The sequence below is a fragment of the Enterobacter sp. RHBSTW-00901 genome (genome assembly GCF_014103115.1).
GTDB classification, from domain to species: Bacteria; Pseudomonadota; Gammaproteobacteria; order Enterobacterales; family Enterobacteriaceae; genus Enterobacter; species Enterobacter cloacae_P.
Map to the genome: position 1 here is coordinate 147,306 of NZ_JABXPB010000002.1, position 20,684 is coordinate 167,989.

At 44.8% G+C, this 20,684-nt stretch carries 22 protein-coding genes; 10 read left to right on the plus strand and 12 right to left on the minus strand.

What is annotated here, in order from left to right:
* Positions 1-136 precede the first annotated feature (136 nt).
* The 4 genes from HV318_RS23165 to HV318_RS23180 are packed head-to-tail and all read right to left on the minus strand — an operon-like array spanning position 137 to position 3,660.
* Positions 137-778, minus strand: a complete 642-nt coding sequence (locus HV318_RS23165; protein ID WP_000948259.1) for an ABC-type transport auxiliary lipoprotein family protein — start codon at positions 776-778, stop codon at positions 137-139.
* Positions 778-1,716: an MlaD family protein gene (locus tag HV318_RS23170; protein WP_000449980.1), complete on the minus strand. Its 939-nt coding sequence runs from the start codon at positions 1,714-1,716 to the stop codon at positions 778-780. Before HV318_RS23170 ends, HV318_RS23165 begins: the two co-directional genes overlap by 1 nt.
* Before the next feature lies 1 nt (position 1,717).
* Positions 1,718-2,509, minus strand: a complete 792-nt coding sequence (locus HV318_RS23175) for an ABC transporter ATP-binding protein (protein WP_001325019.1) — start codon at positions 2,507-2,509, stop codon at positions 1,718-1,720.
* A gap of 5 nt (positions 2,510-2,514) precedes the next feature.
* On the minus strand, positions 2,515-3,660 hold the full coding sequence (locus HV318_RS23180; RefSeq protein ID WP_001325018.1) for an MlaE family ABC transporter permease: 1,146 nt from the start codon (positions 3,658-3,660) through the stop codon (positions 2,515-2,517).
* Between the two features lie 299 nt (positions 3,661-3,959).
* Here HV318_RS23180 and HV318_RS23185 point away from each other — a divergent pair, with 299 nt between their 5' ends.
* Positions 3,960-4,664: an IS6-like element IS26 family transposase gene (locus tag HV318_RS23185; protein WP_016162063.1), complete on the plus strand. Its 705-nt coding sequence runs from the start codon at positions 3,960-3,962 to the stop codon at positions 4,662-4,664.
* Positions 4,665-4,906: 242 nt separating this feature from the next.
* Here HV318_RS23185 and HV318_RS23190 read toward each other — a convergent pair.
* From HV318_RS23190 to HV318_RS23205, 4 genes are all read right to left on the minus strand, one after another.
* A protein-coding gene (locus HV318_RS23190; RefSeq protein WP_085954994.1) for an IS3-like element ISSen4 family transposase occupies positions 4,907-6,033 on the minus strand; the annotation gives its coding sequence in 2 pieces (ribosomal slippage) (positions 4,907-5,769 and positions 5,769-6,033; 1,128 coding nt in all).
* An 806-nt stretch (positions 6,034-6,839) separates the two neighbouring features.
* Positions 6,840-7,814 (minus strand): hypothetical protein, encoded by a 975-nt coding sequence (locus HV318_RS23195; protein ID WP_016241600.1) that lies wholly within the window; start codon positions 7,812-7,814, stop codon positions 6,840-6,842.
* Positions 7,815-7,837: 23 nt separating this feature from the next.
* Positions 7,838-8,953, minus strand: a complete 1,116-nt coding sequence (locus HV318_RS23200) for a toxic anion resistance protein (protein ID WP_016241599.1) — start codon at positions 8,951-8,953, stop codon at positions 7,838-7,840.
* 6 nt (positions 8,954-8,959) lie between these two features.
* Positions 8,960-9,730: a hypothetical protein gene (locus HV318_RS23205; RefSeq protein WP_016241598.1), complete on the minus strand. Its 771-nt coding sequence runs from the start codon at positions 9,728-9,730 to the stop codon at positions 8,960-8,962.
* Between the two features lie 170 nt (positions 9,731-9,900).
* Here HV318_RS23205 and HV318_RS23210 point away from each other — a divergent pair, with 170 nt between their 5' ends.
* From HV318_RS23210 to HV318_RS24310, 7 genes are all read left to right on the plus strand, one after another.
* Positions 9,901-10,317, plus strand: a complete 417-nt coding sequence (locus tag HV318_RS23210) for a hypothetical protein (protein ID WP_016241597.1) — start codon at positions 9,901-9,903, stop codon at positions 10,315-10,317.
* Positions 10,318-10,321: 4 nt separating this feature from the next.
* Positions 10,322-11,050, plus strand: coding sequence for a signal peptidase I (gene lepB / locus HV318_RS23215; protein ID WP_007372211.1), 729 nt, complete (start codon positions 10,322-10,324; stop codon positions 11,048-11,050).
* Between the two features lie 6 nt (positions 11,051-11,056).
* Entirely contained in the window at positions 11,057-11,692 is a 636-nt protein-coding gene (locus tag HV318_RS23220; protein WP_016241596.1) for a hypothetical protein, read from the plus strand.
* Entirely contained in the window at positions 11,689-11,997 is a 309-nt protein-coding gene (locus HV318_RS23225) for a hypothetical protein (RefSeq protein ID WP_016241595.1), read from the plus strand. Before HV318_RS23220 ends, HV318_RS23225 begins: the two co-directional genes overlap by 4 nt.
* Positions 11,998-12,456: 459 nt before the next feature.
* Positions 12,457-13,536, plus strand: a complete 1,080-nt coding sequence (locus tag HV318_RS23230; RefSeq protein ID WP_007372212.1) for a restriction endonuclease — start codon at positions 12,457-12,459, stop codon at positions 13,534-13,536.
* A 232-nt stretch (positions 13,537-13,768) separates the two neighbouring features.
* A complete protein-coding gene (locus tag HV318_RS23235; RefSeq protein ID WP_007372213.1) occupies positions 13,769-15,097 on the plus strand; it encodes a prolipoprotein diacylglyceryl transferase in 1,329 nt (442 codons plus the stop codon).
* A gap of 58 nt (positions 15,098-15,155) precedes the next feature.
* The gene (locus HV318_RS24310; RefSeq protein ID WP_016241592.1) at positions 15,156-15,848 is read left to right on the plus strand and encodes a hypothetical protein; all 693 of its coding nucleotides are present in this window, start codon (positions 15,156-15,158) and stop codon (positions 15,846-15,848) included.
* Between the two features lie 35 nt (positions 15,849-15,883).
* Here the strand turns inward: HV318_RS24310 and HV318_RS23245 are convergent, their stop codons facing one another.
* Positions 15,884-16,456, minus strand: coding sequence for a phospholipase D family nuclease (locus HV318_RS23245; RefSeq protein ID WP_016241591.1), 573 nt, complete (start codon positions 16,454-16,456; stop codon positions 15,884-15,886).
* A 261-nt stretch (positions 16,457-16,717) separates the two neighbouring features.
* Between HV318_RS23245 and traA the strand changes: the two genes are divergently transcribed.
* Positions 16,718-17,053: a TraA family conjugative transfer protein gene (traA, locus tag HV318_RS23250; protein WP_007372215.1), complete on the plus strand. Its 336-nt coding sequence runs from the start codon at positions 16,718-16,720 to the stop codon at positions 17,051-17,053.
* A 48-nt stretch (positions 17,054-17,101) separates the two neighbouring features.
* Here traA and HV318_RS23255 read toward each other — a convergent pair whose 3' ends face one another.
* The gene (locus HV318_RS23255) at positions 17,102-17,389 is read right to left on the minus strand and encodes a DUF1294 domain-containing protein (protein WP_007372216.1); all 288 of its coding nucleotides are present in this window, start codon (positions 17,387-17,389) and stop codon (positions 17,102-17,104) included.
* 175 nt (positions 17,390-17,564) lie between these two features.
* On the opposite strand from HV318_RS23255, the gene HV318_RS23260 reads away from it, so the two are divergent.
* The gene (locus HV318_RS23260; protein ID WP_007372217.1) at positions 17,565-19,040 is read left to right on the plus strand and encodes a UvrD-helicase domain-containing protein; all 1,476 of its coding nucleotides are present in this window, start codon (positions 17,565-17,567) and stop codon (positions 19,038-19,040) included.
* A 39-nt stretch (positions 19,041-19,079) separates the two neighbouring features.
* Here the strand turns inward: HV318_RS23260 and HV318_RS23265 are convergent, their stop codons facing one another.
* Together HV318_RS23265 and HV318_RS23270 are read right to left on the minus strand one after the other, a co-directional pair.
* A complete protein-coding gene (locus HV318_RS23265; protein WP_016241590.1) occupies positions 19,080-19,979 on the minus strand; it encodes a DsbA family protein in 900 nt (299 codons plus the stop codon).
* Between the two features lie 22 nt (positions 19,980-20,001).
* A complete protein-coding gene (locus tag HV318_RS23270; protein ID WP_016241589.1) occupies positions 20,002-20,571 on the minus strand; it encodes a hypothetical protein in 570 nt (189 codons plus the stop codon).
* Positions 20,572-20,684: the final 113 nt, after the last annotated feature.

Here is a 20,684-nt window from a genome sequence, read left to right on the forward strand (position 1 = left end):
ATCACAAAACAATAAAGAGAATATTTTCCCCTTAGACGCAATTATTCGCCTTGAATCATTAAACTAGACGATAAAAAAGGCGAGTTAGCTACTGCCAACTCGCCTCAGATAAAACCAACCGGTGCTGGTTTAGATATCAACCCTGCGCAGGGGATTGCTGCATCGTCCAGTTGAGCACTTGAGTGGCTAACTGGTCACTGGCCAGGCCAAAGGCCTGAACCACCTCGTTCATCTCGTTACCTTTTATCGGTTGGCGAATGTCAAACTGGCGAGTCGCAATAATCCTACGATCTGAAATTCTTACCAGCCGAGCATCAAAACGGATCAGCACTTCGCTGCTACCAACATGGTATACCCCTTGGAACGCGGACAGATCACCACTCAACTCCACATCAGCCTGCAAGCTATCATCGTCGCTACTGACTGCACGGATTCGCCCATCGCTACGGAACGCCTGAATAAGACGATTGCGCACCAAAATCGGCGCCGAATCACTCCAACGGGAGTTTTTATAAACCGCAATCTCCTGGCCCTGAGGCTGCACCGCTATGCGTGAGCTATTAAGAAACTGGTTCGTCGCCGGTTGTGAAACCCGTAATGACCAGTTTACTGTCTGCGCGTGTGGCACACTGACTGCAGGTGGCACCGGCAGAAGATAAACTTGTGATACAGGGGCCGAAGGTAAAATGGTGCAGGCAGAGAGCAGTATCGCCCCCCCGGATATCATCAATAGCCACACGCGGCGGCCTGCATAGCGCATCACATTAAAAGAGAGCATTAAGGCGTAAACTCCTGTGTTCTTTCACGGCCGCGCAACAAGGCCGCTGGGTTTTCTTCCAAACGAGAAACGGCGGCACGTAATGTCGCTAATGTTCTGCGCAGCTCATCTACTGCCGGCCCCAGCTCATTCATCCCTTGCATCCCGTTATTGAGTGAGGTTTTATTTTCACTCACCAATTTATTGAGGATGGTACTGGTATTTTGCAACGATGCCATGGTTTTGGCGGCATCACTGACCAGTTGTTTCCCCTGCCCATCCATTAAGCCGTTAGCATTACGCAGCAGGCGATTGGTTTGAGTCAGTGTCTCATTAGCCTGTTTACTGGCCTGCGCCAACTGCTGCAACAGGGTACGGAGATCACCACGTTGATCAGCCACAGTTTGGGTGACCAGCGCGAGATTATCCAGTGTCGTTACTAGGCGCTGCTGGTTATCCGGTGCCAGCAACTGGTTCAAACGCACCAACACTTCATTCGCATTGGTCATGAAATTCTCACCGTTAGCCAGTAACTGGCTCATCGGCGAAGGGGTAGCAATAATGATAGGAACCTCGTCATCTTTGCCCTCCAGCAACGGGCTGGTCTGGCTGCCACTGCTGAATTGAATATTTGAGGTGCCGGTAATACCCGCGACGGTGAGACGAGCTTGGGTATCTTCGCGTATCGGAGTAGATGCAGAAACGCGAATACGTGCCCAAACCTTATTCGGATTGTCTCGGTCCAGGCGTAATTGCGTCACCTCACCGACTCGAATCCCGCTGTACTGAACGGTGCTACCCTGTGACAGGCCACTCACAGGCTCATTGAAAACGATATCGTACAATCTGAACTGGCGATCAGAACCGGAATTTGTCAGCCATAGGCAAAACAGCAGCGCGGCACTCACCACAATAAGAGTGAACAAACCAATAACGACATGATGAGCACGGGTTTCCATATTACAACCTCTCTCCACTGTTAATTGCCGCTGCCTGATAAGCAGCCCGGCCACGTGGGCCATGAAAATACGCCTGAATCCAGCCATCATCAGTCGCTGCAACTTTATCCAGAGTATCAACCACCAGCACTTTTTTCTGCGAAAGCACCGCCACACGATCACACAGTGTATACAGCGTATCCAGATCGTGGGTCACCAAGAATACCGTTAGATTGAGGGCATCCCGCAGGGTGCGGATCAAACTGTCAAACGCCGCCGCACCAATGGGATCAAGACCCGCAGTCGGTTCATCAAGAAACAGAATATCCGGGTCCAGTGCTAAGGCACGGGCTAGCGCAACACGCTTGACCATACCACCCGACAGAGATGCTGGATACTTACTGCCAGTGCCCGGCGGTAGCCCAGCCAGTGCCAGTTTAACCTGAGCCAATCGCTCAGCCTCAGACCGGGGTAATCCGGCGTTTTCTATTAATGGTAATGCCACGTTCTCGGTCACGGTTAGAGAACTGAACAGTGCGCCTCGTTGAAATAATACGCCGAATCGGCGCTCGACCATGGCGCGGGATTGACCTGACAGTGCCATTAAATCCTTGCCAAAAACATGAATTTTCCCGTCAGTCGGACGACGTAACCCAACAATACTGCGTAACAGAACAGATTTACCGGTACCCGAGCCACCAACCACGCCAAGAACTTCGCCGCGCTTAACATCAAGATTCAACCCTTGATGCACGCACTGTACGCCAAAGCAGTTAACCAGATCGCGAATTTGAATGATTGCATCTTGCGTCATTTGGCTCACCACCCCATTTCCATGAAAAATAGCGCTGCCACGGCATCAAGCAAAATCACCACAAAGATCGAATGCACCACACTGGTGGTGGTATGAACCCCGACTGATTCAGCACTACCGGTTACTTTGAACCCCTCCAGACAGCCAATAATAGCAATCAGGAAAGCAAAAATAGGGGCTTTACTTATTCCCACCAGAAAATGCTGCAACCCATTACTGTTTTGCATAATCGACAAAAACATAGTGGGAGAGATATCCAGTGTTAAGGCACACACCACCATGCCACCGAAAATACCGCAAACCATGCCAATAAAGGTTAGCATCGGCAGAGAGATCAATAGTGCCAAGACGCGCGGTAGCACCAACAGTTCGACCGGATTCAAGCCCAGTGTTTGGATAGCATCAATCTCTTCATTGGCTTTCATCAAGCCAATTTCAGCGGTAAAAGCACTGGCTGTTCGCCCTGCCATCAGGATCGCGGTAAGCAGTACCGCAAATTCACGTAGAAAAGAAAATACCACCAAATCGACGGTAAAAATGCCCGCGCCGAAAGTAGTGAGTACGGTTGCACCGAGAAAGGCGATAACTGCCCCCACCAAAAAGGTGAGCAACATAATGATCGGCACAGCATTGAGGCCAATCTGTTGAATATTGGCAATTAATGAGGTAATGCGCCAGCGGGAGGGGCGAAAAAGTGTTCCCAGCAAGGTTTCCAGCGCCAGACCAATAAAGCCCAATAGTGACTTAATATCTTGCCATAAGTTATCTACCGAACGGCCGGTATTAGCCAGCATCTCAAGCCAAAACCGTGTGGGTTTTTCAGACAACTCAGGGGTTAAGTCAGGCAATACATGGCTTACCGTTTCAAGTAATATCCTCCGCTCTTCTGGCAATTTAGGCGCAAGTTCGCGTAAATTTGCTACACGGTCCTCACCCAGAAGCAGAGCTAACAACGTTGCACCGGCGGTATCTAACGCCCCCAGTTGGTTGAGATCAAATACCCCCCCACTGGGCATATTAGCGCGCAATTGCGCAACGCGCGGCTCCAAAACGCAGTAATGCGCCAACACCCAGTCCCCCCGGATATAAACTCTGGGGGGCTGAGCCGCGCTATCGAGATCAAGTTGTGCGGGGGACGTTTGCTCAGTCATTGCTCAGACCTTACCTATTTCAAACTCTAATGTTTCAAACCCTAAATAGGTATATCACACAGTTAAGTAAGAGTAATGACTGTTTAATTAATGAAGTGTTAACCACACCCTAATCAGTGAGGTGTGGCACGCTGTTTGCCCAATTGCCGTATTTTCCTCTCTGGCAGGGTAAACCAAACGACTACCGCCAGCAGAATTAACAGTACGCTGGCAGTACCTAATACCAGACTATGTGAGGCACTGTTGCAAATAGTCGGTGGTGATAAACTTATCATCCCCTTTTGCTGATGGAGCTGCACATGAACCCATTCAAAGGCCGGCATTTTCAGCGTGACATCATTCTGTGGGCCGTACGCTGGTACTGCAAATACGGCATCAGTTACCGTGAGCTGCAGGAGATGCTGGCTGAACGCGGAGTGAATGTCGATCACTCCACGATTTACCGCTGGGTTCAGCGTTATGCGCCTGAAATGGAAAAACGGCTGCGCTGGTACTGGCGTAACCCTTCCGATCTTTGCCCGTGGCACATGGATGAAACCTACGTGAAGGTCAATGGCCGCTGGGCGTATCTGTACCGGGCCGTCGACAGCCGGGGCCGCACTGTCGATTTTTATCTCTCCTCCCGTCGTAACAGCAAAGCTGCATACCGGTTTCTGGGTAAAATCCTCAACAACGTGAAGAAGTGGCAGATCCCGCGATTCATCAACACGGATAAAGCGCCCGCCTATGGTCCCGCGCTTGCTCTGCTCAAACGCGAAGGCCGGTGCCCGTCTGACGTTGAACACCGACAGATTAAGTACCGGAACAACGTGATTGAATGCGATCATGGCAAACTGAAACGGATAATCGGCGCCACGCTGGGATTTAAATCCATGAAGACGGCTTACGCCACCATCAAAGGTATTGAGGTGATGCGTGCACTACGCAAAGGCCAGGCCTCAGCATTTTATTATGGTGATCCCCTGGGCGAAATGCGCCTGGTAAGCAGAGTTTTTGAAATGTAAGGCCTTTGAATAAGACAAAAGGCTGCCTCATCGCTAACTTTGCAACAGTGCCTTCCTGAATACTCCAAGCTCATTAATCAAGGTATCGTGCCTGAAAAACTAAGTACGGGGGCTATTCACTTCCACGAAACGGCAAAGAGCGACATTGCTCAAGCCTGTTGTGAGTTGTATCAGCAATCACCTGAAAATAGTCGCGTCATGGCACCGACCAAGTGACCTGCCCCCACGAATAGATACAACACTCAGTTAGTAACGTCGGAATCTTCATTCTCAGAATGACCCTTTCTCCAGCCCGCTGCAAATTCAGACGGTGTCTGATAATTCAGCGTGGAGTGCGGGCGGCATTCGTTATAATCCTGCCGCCAGTCATTAATAATTTTCCTGGCATGAACGATATCGCTGAACCAGTGCTCATTCAAACATTCATCGCGAAATCGTCCGTTAAAGCTCTCAATAAATCCGTTCTGCGTTGGCTTGCCCGGCTGGATTAAGCGCAACTCAACACCATGCTCAAAGGCCCATTGATCCAGTGCACGGCAAGTGAACTCCGGCCCCTGGTCAGTTCTTATCGTCGCCGGATAGCCTCGAAACAGTGCAATGCTGTCCAGAATACGCGTGACCTGAACGCCTGAAATCCCAAAGGCAACAGTGACCGTCAGGCATTCCTTTGTGAAATCATCGACGCAGGTAAGACACTTGATCCTGCGACCGGTGGAAAGTGCGTCCATGACGAAATCCATCGACCAGGTCAGATTGGGCGCCGCCGGACGGAGCAGCGGCAGACGTTCTGTTGCCAGCCCTTTACGACGTCTTCTGCGTTTTACGCTCAGGCCACTGAGGTGATAAAGCCGGTACACGCGCTTATGATTAACATGAAGCCCTTCACGGCGCAGCAACTGCCAAATACGACGGTAGCCAAAACGCCTGCGCTCCAGTGCCAGCTCAGTGATGCGCCCTGATAAATGCGCATCAGCAGCCGGACGGTGAGCCTCATAGCGGCAGGTCGACAGGGATAAACCTGTAAGCCTGCAGGCACGACGTTGCGACAGACCGGTCGCATCACACATCAACATCACGGCTTCCCGCTTCTGGTCTGTCGTCAGTACTTTCGCCCAAGAGCCACCTGAAGCGCCTCTTTATCCAGCATGGCTTCGGCAAGCAGCTTCTTGAGTCTGGCGTTCTCTTCCTCAAGCGACTTCAGGCGCTTAACTTCAGGCACCTCCATACCGCCATACTTCTTACGCCAGGTGTAAAACGTGGCATCGGAAATGGCATGCTTGCGGCAGAGTTCACGGGCGGGTACCCCAGCTTCGGCTTCGGCTTCGCGGAGAATACTGATGATCTGTTCGTCGGAAAAACGCTTCTTCATGGGGATGTCCTCATGTGGCTTATGAAGACATTACTAACATCGGGGTGTACTAATCAACGGGGAGCAGGTCACTATTGCCTTCTTTTATGAATTTTACTCAGAAGAAGTTAACCTTTAATCCACGCTAAATCAATTGCTTCCAAGCGTACATCATTTCGCTAAGTAAGCGCTCTAGCGGTTTCGCGCCCGCAAGACCGTGGTTAAAAACTTAATAAGAAATACTAAACGTTAAATCAGCTTATACTGTTGATGGATAGTGCAGGTGTTTGGGAGATTTATTCGTGGATTAACTAAAACCTGCAATTCAGTAACAGCCAAAGTCAATGTCCGTTTTTGGCACAAAGCCGAGATCCGACGAAGTGGTACTTTCCGTGAAAGTTGTGGTGCGATTAATTTGCAACACGTGGTAAGGAGCGGTTGCAATGTGGTGGTAAATTAAGTGCAATTAATCAAGAAGGTGAATCAATGAGTGAACAACTGAACTGTCAAAGCCGCATGGATGCGGCGACAACTCTGTACTTGCCGCAAATAACTATCCCCGTCCTGCTAAACCAATGACGTAACTCCTATCTCTCCCGACTTGTTGGAACAAGTCGCACTCACAAGGTGCAATTAAACACTGAACAAAAATTCATGGATGAATGGTTACCGCCGAAGGACTCGGCGCAAATAAAAAACGTACATACCATTATACACAGTATGTACGTTTGAAATGAAAGCCGCTGACGTTATATGTAAAGCCCTGTCACTCACTCACACGCGAATAGACACTGTTTTTACTATATACTCCGCAGGGGCGTTTTATTTTATTTCGACAGATATTTAATATTAGACTCTATCAAATAAGTAAGCCTACGGCCATTTCTAACCGTCAGCAGTATAATCACCACAAAAATTACGGCAAGTATAAAAAATATTAGAGCAGTACTTTTTATAATATATTTAATATAATTGGATTTAAGATCATTTCCCGACTTCCAAGCAGAAAGAGGATTTGAAGCAAGCGCACCAGACTTGTAACCAATGTCATAAATATGGTAATCAATAGCTTTATAAAGTTGTGAATCAAACAGTGTGTTTTTGTCTTTGACACTATCCTCTTTATATTCAGGCATTAACAAAACCAAGTTTCCAAGATGATTTTTATAATTGCTATCAGATACTTTTTCAGCAGTAATTATTACACCTCTGAGTAACAGGCCATCGATATCTCCCAGTTTTTTTGCAGTAGCTGGTTTAGGATCTGCAAGTGCTTTTTCAACTGACTTTCTTAGTAAACTCCCTCTGTCTCCATAGATTTCATACAAAGAGTCCAAGTCTCCAGTTTTCATAGCAGTACTTATTTTGTCGGTATTGTATTTATAATTATGAGGCTCATCACCAAATGCAGCAATAAATAAATTAAACCCTACAAACAATACTATGCAACTTGTCATTATCTCAAGTTGTAAACCATTCCCATTAATAATTGCCCCTAGTATTACAATCAATATACATACACCCACACCAACTCTTCCATATATGGAAATAAATGATCCTATCGTATCAAAAGCATTTTCAGGAACTAACTCATTGGAGCGTAGAATGTTGAATATATCGTCAGAAACCTGTTTGACTTGCTCATCTACTGGCATGTCTGATGGAATACAAAACCATAATATTAGAAATATAATAGCGAAGATTAGAGATATAGCTAAGGTAAAATATATAGCTCTATCACGCTTCCGTCTAATAGCATTCTCAACATCATCATATGGATTACTTTGTCTGATTCTAGCCATAGCACATCCTCTAAATTTAACTATTATTTGGAAGACAGTTCTTTTGCTACCATAAAACGCTTCTCCTTCCATTGCGCTGCGCGAGCTTCAAGCTGGGTATGTTGCGTCTTGGCTCGGTCGTGGATTTTTTTAATTTCTCGACCGGCCTCATTGATCTGGTTTGATATGTAATCAATTGTCTCAACATCATATACAGTACGATTAGCTGTTTTGGCTACACGAATACTGCTCTCTTTTACTAACAAAGCTTGACGTCTGGCTTGTTGATTTACAGAATCACCAATTGCCTGAATCAGTAATGAGCTTTTATCACTCCTTTCGGCCTGGTCAATAATAAGATGGCTGCGTTTAGAAGATGGTATCGTTACTTTAATAATAGTTTCAAACTGGTCTACCATCGAGAGGTTATTGAACTTCATCATTTTCATCATCTTTAGGTCTTCAAATGCCTTTTGTTGTTCCGTGATCATGTCATTTCGACGTTTTGTTATGAGGGCGATTTGATGTTCAATATTCATTGCTTCCATGCTCAGCATGGTATTATCAGGCTGATTTTTTAGTTCCTTACGAATAGAAGCCTGAACTGTTTGTAACTTCTCCAGAATGTAATAGGCAGCTACAATGTTAACCCCTGTATTTTTTACACTAGTTAAAGCTTGGTCATACATTCCATCAATATTTTTATTCATTTCAAACAACCCCTCCGATATGCTTTCGATATCCGAGGTTAAAATATCGATTTGTCCTTTAACTAAATCAAATCTTGACATTGCACTAAAATGAAGACCGATGGCTTTCATTATGAAAGGCCCAACATACGGTATCCGTGACAGTTTCTTTTGAAGATAACTTGGTTCGACTGCATTACTGACTTCACGAGCCAGTGCAACAATCTCATTCAGAGTCTCTCCCTTCTTGCCCTGAGATGATGAGCTGACGCTGAGAAGGAGGTTATCAAGATAATTAATATCAGTAGTGTCCTCCAATCGTCCAAAGTTATGCGCGGCATCAATATCACCAATCTGGAAAGATCTGACTGCATCTTTTATTGATGATTCCATACTTACATCAACAGCATATTTATCAAATTCCTTAGCCACTTTGACATCTAATATATCAATACTATTTATGATCTTCATGTTATCTCACCTTATGTTCTTATTTAATTTATTGACCAGCTTCTTGAATTTTTCATGAGCCACTTCATCAATACCACTACAAACACCACTGGCGTTGATGTTCTTAGCCTGCCCTTCCCACATAGGTAATAAATTATCTTTAATATCTCGAAGGCTATCTTTTACATCGACAGCTGTTTCATAGCTCATTTGTGCTTGAACCTGACTTAGTTTTAAACCAACAAGAACTCCCTGAAAGTTATTAACTCTTATCCGTAGCCTGTTAATTGCCATATATTCATTGCTTGTGACACTATAGTCACACTCGTTCTTATTTTTCAGATATGACTCAACAACATCTATGAAAACCTCTAGCTGATGAATATCTTGCGCATAGATTGCCTCCAAACCCTTCGTGATTTCAGCATGAGCGGTTAGCATTTTGAAATGATCAGGTATCCGTTCGCATAGTTTCATAACTACTTTGTTATAAATATCTAGCTGGGCTTTCCGTAAGATTTCGGAACCTGTTAAATGATCGAACATCCGACGAAAAAGATTCTTTTTTCCCTTTGAGAAATTGACTTCCGCTTTTGTCATTGCGTCTATGAGATGGTAAATTTCATCTAAGAGCGACTTTTCAATATCACTCATCTTAACTGCTTCATCAATTGACATTTCATGCCCATTGATGTTGAGGACACATTTTTGATTTGAAATAAGCTCTGGCCCAAATCTATCGTAACTTAATGGGTCTTTAACAAAGGCTTCAACCATCTTAGTGGCATCACTGCTCATTTCAATTCTCCACAAATTTCGATAGAAAAAATTTACCATGTTCTCTTAAACTATCGAAATTCCTGACCATATAATGTCCGTTTTTCGGGGTCGTTTTGCGTTCAAAAAAAGTCGGAGAAAATTTGTCTGTCTATAAGATGGTGTAAACAAGTATAACTATGGTGGATTTCATGGTTAAATTTATACCCATTATGGTGGTAGCGGGCAGAACGCAGGCCAACTCTATTGCCAGGTTTCTACTGGATTCAGTGCTGGTGTGGTCATTATTGTGCTGGCTCAATACAATTATTCCATTCTATGTGCCGTTGGTAATAACCATTACAACATGCACAATTTATGCACGAGTTGGTTATAAAGTATTTTTCAAGCCGTTAACCTTCATGAAAACTAGAAGTTTTTATGTCGATGCTGAAAAACCAACAGTTCAACTCAATTACACATTAGCTGGTGGGCAGGCGAACCAATTTTTCACTTTAGCCCAAAAAACCACCAGCATCCATTTTGTTTACCTTTTCACCTGTCTCGTATACCTGTTTTTGGGTAAATCGCTCTCTAATTACGCAAAAAATATTAAGCGTGGTATATAACTCCATGAAACCGTTAATTATTGTTTTTATCATCTCTGCACTTTACCTCTCTTATCAGCTGATAAGGTCTCGTCGTCCAAAACATTGGTTGATAGTTTCCTCCTCATTGTCGCTTGCGGTTATTGTGTCCTTTCAGTTTCTCGGCGGTGTATTCCTGATCCCGACAGAATCCATGTACCCAACTATAAAACCTGGAGACTTGGTTATCGCTCAGCGTGTAGGTGGTTTATTCGATCATCGCGCTATTAGGCGTGGGGACGTACTCGTTTTTAACGCCCCTTCTGTTCCCGGCGTTTACTATGTCAAACGCGTATTAGGTATTCCTGGCGATACCGTCACATACAACGAAGAGAAAATCTTCTCGATAAACGGTAAACAAAACGGAAACCAGATTAAAAAAGATGGTTTTACTACTCAATACCAGGCAGATACCGACACTGCCGGTCAAAGTTATATCTTCCAGACAGATAACCGTATCGGCTACGTGAAAACGGGTAAGAAATGGATCATTCCCGAAGGATACTACTTTATGGCCGGTGATAACCGAGACCATTCGCTTGATTCCCGTTACTGGGACAATCCCCCTGGCACACCTAGGAACCTCAGAGGTCTCATTCCCCATGATAGTCTCGTAGGGCGAGTAAATTTCAGGATCGTCAATTTAGGCTTTCTGGCGCGTGGGGATTCAGGTGACCGTTCCATTAAACAACGACAGCAGCCGCATCAAAGGTAATCAGTCATGATGATCGAAACCTTTTACAAAACCAATAATGTGGAGGTCAGAAGCACTTACGAGGAGGTACTATCTGCCTACCAATTGTGGTTCAGGTTAACAAACCAGCTCTGTAACGATGAAGGATTCGAAGGTTTTACTGCTCATGATTTTTGTGTGCCTGATTTGTTTCTGCGATCAGTCGAATGCCATATCCAACGTGTGTCTGGTTTCCGTCAATTCAAAGAGCAATGCTTAATTAGCCCCGACAATACTATTCCTTTTGCCCTAAGAACAGACCATGAACATGGCTCTGCGCTATTCAATAGGTTTAATGATATATCGAAGTCTGCACTGACATCGCTGGGTATCGATCCAATACGCTTTGGTAACCCACCATTTGGTTTTGCGAAGGCTGTATTTTCGATTCTGAAAATTCACCATGAAGCAAAATTAAATGGATTAGTTGGGTACAGCCAGTTGTGGGCACTTGAAAACCAGTTCGACGAAATCCTGTTTGTTTGTTCTCTACCCGTAGCAGGCTGCGGGAGAATTCCATTTTATGAGGCTCCAGCCATCCCTCCTTACTGGATACCCATCACGGGAACTGAAGCCATCGACCTCTTTAATACCCACAACACCAAAATGAGGAAGAGAGAATGAAATCTATCACGACTGTTCTTTTATGCTTCCTTATCCTGGGTTGTGGAAGTCGGGATAAATTACCAATTCCCGCAACCAAGGCAATAAACGCGCTTCCAGATGCGATGGCAACCCTTTCTAATGCTGGTCTCTGGAATGAAAATGAACTTTCTGGCGCTGAATTCCTTGAAAACAGTGACAGAAGTATGATAGTTGCGAACTTAACGAGCGTTCCATGCAGAATGGTGTTCAGTTACGTCAAGACTTCAAATCATCCTTATTGGATGCCGAGCCAAATTGCTTGTGAGGGAGATGAGAATGATTAACTAGATACACTGATATGCTTCGTCAATCGCTACACGGTGGTATTCTGTTATACAGGCCTGTAAAGTGTATGAGGAAACCATGAACTCTCTACTCCAGCGTGTTGTGATTTACGCCATTGTGATTCTGATATGTAGCGTTTATTGCGTTCTGTACTTTGTGCCGCTCACTTCCATAAAGACGATCAACGCCATAGGCATTGCAAACTTAGTGGTACTGGCGTTACTCACATGGTTGTTAGTAAGACCACGGTTGTTCCAATTGTGGGGTGGGTATCTTGTACTGTCAGCAATTTATTTAGGTGCGATTTACCCTGATTTTCCATATGTTGAAGAAATCATCGTTTATACATTTGCCCTGATTTGTTTATCAGTCATGTTTTACGATGTATTCATTGATAACTGTAATGGGATACTGAGGCGCACCTTTCTTAGAATTAATTCTGAATGAATGGTGACCATATGGTTTTTAGAAAATTGGCAGCAAAAGGAATGTCCCGATGCGCCAAATTCCAGTGGTGCTTTTTCCTGCTAGCGTCATTAGCTTTATTCTTTCTACATGATGGCCCGTTGGTCATTGCGGGCCTCTTTATTACACAATTGTCTCTCCAGATGTCGATGACCCGTACAGGAAAGGAAGTCTTCGGCGTTATTTTTAATATCCAGTCATGGAGAAACAGTGGTGCTAGCCAGCAAACCTATTTTTTCCGGTGGTATATCGGCTTCCCGATTTCCTGCTTGCTATATATTCTTTCTCTTACTAATTATGTGTACGTTCCAGGCGATTTGTATTATCAGTTTATTGCAAGCAGTACTGATGACCTAGCACTCGTAATGAATCGTTTTGCTGTAGGCGTGAGTAACATACTCCCTGAAATCCTTCGAGGCGCATCTCTAACCCTTTCGATGATGATGTTTGTCGCAACATTGCTAAAAAATGTACAACTTGCTGAAGTACGTCGAATTTACTCCTCCATTCAGGATGGAAATGATTCCCAGAAAATTCTCTCGAATATGACATGGGAGCAATTCGAAAAGATTATAAGACTGCATTTCGAACTCAATGGCTACAAAGCAACTCTGACTAATACAGGAGCTGACGGCGGAGTCGACATTCTGCTGCAAAAAGATGGTCGCCGCGAAATGGTACAGTGCAAATTATGGAAAACCAGCAAAGTAGGAGTCTCGGTAGTCCGCGAAATTTACGGTGTAGTGCAAGCCAATGCATATGAGCGGGGTTATATCATCACCTCTGGGTTCTTTACTCAGGATGCATGGGAATTCGCTCTTAGCGCAAATGTTAAAGGAACATTATCGCTTATCGATGGTTCCAGACTTCTGAAAATAATCAAGGATAAAGAAATCCCCCCGCCTGCCACTGAGATAATAAATGTTGGTCCAGGTGAGAATCAAATATACGATCTTAATGTCATACCTAGCTGTCCCCGTTGCCATAGCAAAATGGTTAGAAGAATGTCGAATGGAAATTATTTCTATGGTTGCTCGGCTTACCCAATTTGTAAAGGAACCCGTAACCTCTAGAAATCTATTTTCAAGAAAACCATCTCATTTTGCGGTCGTTTTCAGGCCGCAAAATTTCGAGAGCTACCTCCCTCAAGATATAATCCGTTTATTATCGCGAGAGCATATTTTCCTAATCAATTCCGGGGCAACCATCTCACGCGATTATGGGGCTTTCCATATCATGCTCACTTTCATATACACCGTGAGTTGGGGCTTCGGCCAGAACGAATAGTGATCAACGAGGTTTTCAATGACGAGTGAAAAACGTGGCACAAGTGCTGAATACGGCCAGGAGAAATTACGCGAACGCGCAGCGCAGAATGCTGGAGATGAAACCCCCAGTGTTAAGGCGCGATTTTCTAAAAAAACCTTGAGTATCCTGGTTGCCGGTATCTTTGCGGTAAGCACATTAGGCGCATTTATTTTAATGAATGGTAAACCAGACAAAGAACCGAACCTATCTATCGTCGAAGTTGCAAAGAGTGGGATCAGCGTTAACCCGGATATTGCAAAACAACATGGTATCGATGTGGATGACGATGACCTTGATACCGATGAGGCTGGGCCTCAGCCAACACTGACACTTCCTATCACAAATAATGAACAGGAACCCGCATCAGCGCCCCCTGATGATGATAAAAGTGAACCTACTGTCACAAAGCAAGATAGCGCCGGTGTTTCCCCTGCATCGTCTGATAATCTTGGCGATCAGATGCTAAAAATGGCCACAACCACGCCACCAGCTAACCCGGATGCAAATTCACCAGTTGTATCTAAGTCAGATCCTGCTACGCAGTCATTGGTTGACTCAATTAAGGCTGAACCTGGGTTTACTGACGGTAGCGAGGTTTCACAAAACGCAGAGCAACCTGGAACGGTTGAGATAACTCCTGCACAGGAAATCGCTAAAAAAGCACTATCTGGGGCCACTAGTGAAGCCCCGGCTTCAGCTCCAGTTACAGCAGAACCAAATCAACACGCTGCGGCGCAGACCAACCCGGTTCAAACACCGCCATCACCTACCACACGTGATATTGCAGGTGTTGAAAACATCACTAAAGATACCTCTGGCCATCAAATTGACCCAGCTGAGTTCGGTTATACGGAACCCACTAAAACTACTGCTACGTCAGACTATAAAGCAGCATCAGAAGGCTATACAGCCCAACAGTTTGTTGTTCAGGAGAAGAATGCGCTTACTGGCGCTGACCTGGACTATAGTGGGCACTTTAAAACTGTTGAATACAATTCGCAGGGACAAAATACGGTATTCGTTTATTCAACCTTTTCATCAAAAGTATTCTTGTTACCATCGAAAGGTAAGGTCAACGTATACCTTTCTGATGAAAAAGGTTGGTCAGTCTCACTCCTCCCAGGAAATATCCTGCGGGTACAGCGTTCTGAAAACAAGGGGGCATGGTCGCAGGCAACCGACCTCTTTGTACTCAATGGCGAAAACTCCTACTCGTTGATTCTTCAGGCTGTTGGCGATCCTGATAAACGAACCGATTCCCTCAAATTCACAAAAAAGGAACTTTCTAAGCAAACGGACAAGTTGGCCAAAAAATCCAAAGCCTGACTGTTGAATTGAAAATACGAGCGCATCTTTGGTGCGCTTTTTTTTCGGGAGAAGTTACATGACAGATTCATGCATCGACGGCTTAAGGCTGGTTTCGACCAGTTACCACATTGGTTTACCCTGGATTGAATGGTCAGAGGCGAGATCCTACATCGTATGCCGAGCACTGGTAGATCAGGGAGTAATTGCCGGAACTGCTACTATAGGAACACGTCGAAAAAAGGTCAAAGAACGCATCAATCCAGGAGATCGTGGGTTATACCAAGTCACTGAAACTCAGTACGGATGGATAGCACTTAAGGGTGGTGGCGTGATCGATCCCTGCGGCTTTCTTGGTAACTCTTTTTCCGGCCCGGAACCCCAGTTTTGTATCCTTGAGAATGATGAGTGCTATATCAGGGGTATAAATCCTGTTCAGTGCCCGAGAACTCACTTACCTGAACATCTTGTAAGTGATGAGTTATTCCCGCTAACACGCGGTGTTATGCGCGATACATGCAGCCGTCTGCTGGGTTACAGGTTGCATATACAGGGATTGACTATGTCAGAGGCAGCATACCTTCTGTCGAGACCGCTTACCGATTTTGACCGGTACAGCCGCCTGGTATATGAATACTTTATTAAAATGGGACTAAGCAGCATTATGCCATTAAGCAACATCAAAATGCTGCATCCGAATTTAGCCCGTAAAGGTTGGCGTTCATTTTATAACGACCTGGATATGGACGAACTTGAAGCGTTTCTTAAATGATAAAATCAGGGTTCATCCCGAACCCTGATTAAAATTCAATAATTAGGTATGTAATCCACACCACCAGTCCAACGAGATTCCCAGTGGGCCAGATACAGCGCTGTAACATCTGGTGCGTTATAAAGTACAAGGCTATTTTCACTATTTTTATTGAAAGCCGAACTTGAGTAATTATAACTACCGGTTTCAACAGATATCCTATCAACACACAAATACTTATCATGGTGCAGAAGAAATTGATCATTCGTCCGTAACGGAATGCCCGCGTTAACTACTGTATTCATAGTCGAGACTGCATATCGGTTATTATTTTGCCCTTTGTCAACTACGATCCTGACATCTACTCCCCTTCGGTGAGCATTAATTAATGCTTTCGCAATTACGGGTGACGTAAAAGAGTATGCCGCCATACGGATTTCCTGCTGAGCTGAATTGATCAGATCCAGTATTGCTTTCTGTGCAGACCCTTCAGGTGAAAATCCGACAACGACTCTAACGCCACCAGCCGGTAGCATTACTTCTGTTGGATTATCAGCCTGTGCAAAAGTAGAAAAAAATAATAATCCCAACGATGTCAACGTACTGACCAACACCTCTGATTTCAACATATCCACCTCGTTTAAATGTGACACTAGTAAAGTTGGCTTTCATACTCAAAAAGAAGTTTTCATCCAGATTTTCATATATGTTAATAGACACGGATAAATGTCACCTTATATCACACATTGCTATTGTATAACGCCCTGCTTTAACAATGAAATCAAACAAAACAAATTTTATATTAATAAAGTTCCCGGCTCAAACTCGTTAAATAGCTGGAGAACATCCAAAGATCGAAATTATTAAAACTCGTTATTAAGGATGTTTAAATGAACGCTATCAAATTTGAGAAGTTTAAAACCCCGCTGGTGATCACCGGCATTCTGATTCTTGCCATTGTTACCGCTCACGCTTCTGGTTCAACCCAGGCAGGTTTTGACGATGTATGGCTCAAAATCTCTGATTACATGCAGGGTTCTCTGGGTAAGGTGCTGATCGGTCTTATCGTTCTGGTTGGTCTCGCAGCTGCTGTTGTACGTCAGAGTCTGATGTCACTGGCGGTTGCTGTTGGTGGTGCGATCTCCCTGTACTACTCACCGGACATTATCAATGGCATGATGGCCGCATCCCACGCAGTGCAAACCACTTTACCGGCATTCATGTAACCATCATGGATGTAAAAAAAACCGGCTCTGGCCGGTTTTTTTACATCTTCATATTTTATTTCCCGCCCATAGAAAATTCCATAATCCGATGTAAAGAACTATCCAGACCGCAACGATAACCCGGAACCGACGTTGGTAAGCACTGCGTGTTTTGTGTTTAAACATTCGTTGAGCAATGAAACAACCTGGCCACCCGCCCAGCACAATGAGCGCATCCAGCGTCAGTTCATCCACACGGTACTCGCCAGCAGTCGCGGCCTTTTTATCTTTGTAATAGATGTAAATCGAAATCAGACTCCAGATTGACATCCAGACAAAGGACGATAAATAAAACATAGATTACCTCCTGTTGAGGGCCGCAGTAATAGTTTGATGGTACTATCTTATTGTATTACTCATGAACAGATAAATTTGTATTCTTAAAAATGGGTACAATTTGCCCCCATTTTTAAATCATTCGCGCCGTGTCAAAAGGTACTATGAAACGATATCTAACATAAAGGTAATTCTGATGCCGGTAACTGATGAACAGAACGTGATCATAGGTTTCAAACCTACACCTGGCAGTATTGTTTCAGTACAGGCATACGCGGGGTCTGGTAAGACCTTTACACTAAAAGAATTCGCGGATGCAAACCCCTCACTCAAAATTCTCTATATCGTTTTTAATAAAGCTATTAAAGATGATGCAAAAAAGAAATTCCCAAAAAACGTCGAGTGTAAAACATCTCATGGTTTGGCCGTGACCCGGTACAAACACTTTGCTCATAAATACAGACAGTTTATATCCGTGAGCGAATACCGCGCAATGATGGGTGAAGATGACTGGAGAGTGGTTAAGCTTGCAATAAATGGGCTTACCCATTTCATGAATTCAGATGAACACGAAATTACTACTGAACACGTACTTAAAGACTTAAGTAAAACCGATAAAATATCTCAAAGCAGGTTGGATCAAGCGCTACGTGCAGCAAAACGTACATGGCAAATGCAATCTGACCCACTCAACGATGCCTATTGCTCACCGAATACCATCCTCAAGTTGTTCCAGTTATCGAACCCAGCCCTAGACCAGTTCTACAATGTCATTCTCTTCGACGAATCGCAGGACGCAAATCCGGTAACGATCGATATCGTTCTTAGAAACAACTGCTGCAAAGTTTTTGTCGGCGACCAGCACCAAGTGATAAACCGCTGGCGCGGTGCGGAAAACGCCCTTGAGATTGTTGAAGACCACGGGGCTCAGGTTATGCGCCTGACTAAGTCATTCCGGTTTGGGCCTCTTGTTGCAGCACTGGCCAACGTTGTGCTGTCAATGAAGGGTGAAACGTTCCCCTTGGTAGGCCTGGGTAGTCTTGATGCTATCGTTGAGCCATCGGCGATACAGGATCAAAACTTTTACGCCATCATCAGCCGCACCTACATGGGAGTCATACAATCTGCCTACGAGTCGATTATGTGGGGCAAACGGGTGATGTGGAATGGAGGTATTTCAAAATACCGTCTCGACGAGCTCCTTGATTTACATGCGCTAAAAACAGGTAACATTGCTGCTATTAAAAATAACCGTATCACTACGGAATACGGGAACTGGGCAAATTTTTTAGAGATCGCAGAAACCACCAAGGACGTGGACATGGTGCGGGCGATTAAGTTAATGGAAGTCTATGCTGATATCCCCGGGATGGTTGAGACCATGAGGATGAATGAAGCCAGAACAGAAAAGGAAGCTGATTTAATTGTTACCACAGCCCATACCTCGAAGGGAAAGGAATTTGACCATGTCATCATCAATGACGACTTCCCATCCATTATAGAAGCCGTTGTGATGAAGAAGCCACGGGAAGTAATTATTGACGAACTTAATCTGCTGTACGTAACTATTACCAGAACCAAGAAATCTGTAAACATCAATACTTCGTTAATGGAGCTATTAGAAGAATACCGAAGTCGTATTGAGCGAAATGTTTCAGTAGTGATAATCTGACAAAAAAAGCCCTGGTTAATTCAGGGCTCTTTTTTATTTCTATTTATCTTGTTGAGCTGGTGAGGCTTCGCCTGATGTGTCTCTCTGAGAATCGACAACCATAGACTGGATCACTTCAACGAATTTTGAGAAGGGCTGTGCGCCTACAACAGAGACTTCTTTACCGGTGACATTATCACGCACAATCGTGGTTGGTGTACCATCAACACCGGCAGCTGAACCGGCCTCCATATCCTGCTTAATGCGCTTAATCACTTCAGTACTGCCCATACAGGTATCAAATTTCGCCTGGTCTACCTCAAACAGTGCTGGGATGCTGTCCGCATCCTTAAAACCTTTACCGTTTGTTTCAGTATGGTTAAACCAATAATCAGTAACGGCCCAGAAAGCACTCGGCCCTTTCTGCTCCGCAATACACTCAGCAACAGCTGCGCCCTTCGATGCGACCGGCTCATGGAATGACATAGGGTAATGACGCCATTCCCAGTTAACAGCCCCGGCTGTCGCGGTATCAACGATATACTTCGGCGTTTCTTTGAAGCGTTTGCAGAATGGACACTCCAGATCTTCATAGTTGATCAACGAAAACCGAGCGCCAGGCTCGCCATAGATATAACGGCCATCAGTATTTTTATTTGCTTTGTCCCAGCCTTTATAGAGTGCCTTTCGTTCTTCCGCGAGCTTTTGGTCGGCGATAGACTTAAGAGCACCCTTTACTTCGTCCTGAATATTTCCGTTCACTCCCTGTTGAACTGCGGGGTTCTTGGCCAGCGATGTACTAATTTTATCCAGCAGTTGATTGGTCATCACCTGGGTTTTGTACGAGATAAAACTAATTACCATCAACCAAACCATTCCGATTACAACAACGATTCCCCCGGCCCAGGCAAAAATTGTTTTATTTCCAGAACTGCACTTTTCATTTCTTTGCTTATCCATTGTACCCTCGCATTTTGATGGATTAGGACTTAGGTTGTTGGTTATCGATCTGCATCTGAATTCGATATTTCCGCAGCTCTTCCGGTTCACCACTGGAAAGCACATTTAATTCGTGGGCACTTAACCGATAGCCAGGTGTTGAGCAGTATTTATCTTTGATACGGAGGTATTCAGCCCTACTGGCGTTCTGTGTGTTATTAGGAAGGAGAAAGGTATTTTCCCCGCAAAATGCTGGGGTCTGTGTGAACGTGCCACGCGGCCCATTGGCATACTTTGTGTTTGCCACTGAAGTGAGCAAGACCTGGGTGTAATTGTCATGTGCCACATATCGCTTCCCGGATGGATCATTGATGGCATACGGACTCACGAGCGTATGCTCATACCCAGGGTAACGTATAGCCGCGCCACCGCGTTCTGTACCACGCCAGGATTCGGAGTACTGATACTGGTAGGGGTACTCGGCCCTGGCGGGGAGATTGCGCGTTTCGTCGAGGTAAGTACGTTGTGGCTTACCTGTCCCACTGCAACCGCTGGTGATTACGCCGGTAATAACCACCAGCAGGGGCAAAACAATTTTATTCGCCAATTTCATTGCTTAGTCTCCAATTGGATAGCAACGTCATTATCTTAATTTCTCACCCTTGACGTTATGTTTTATGAAGACAAAACGTCGTCATTTTCCAGCACGATTTTTTTCTCAATCGG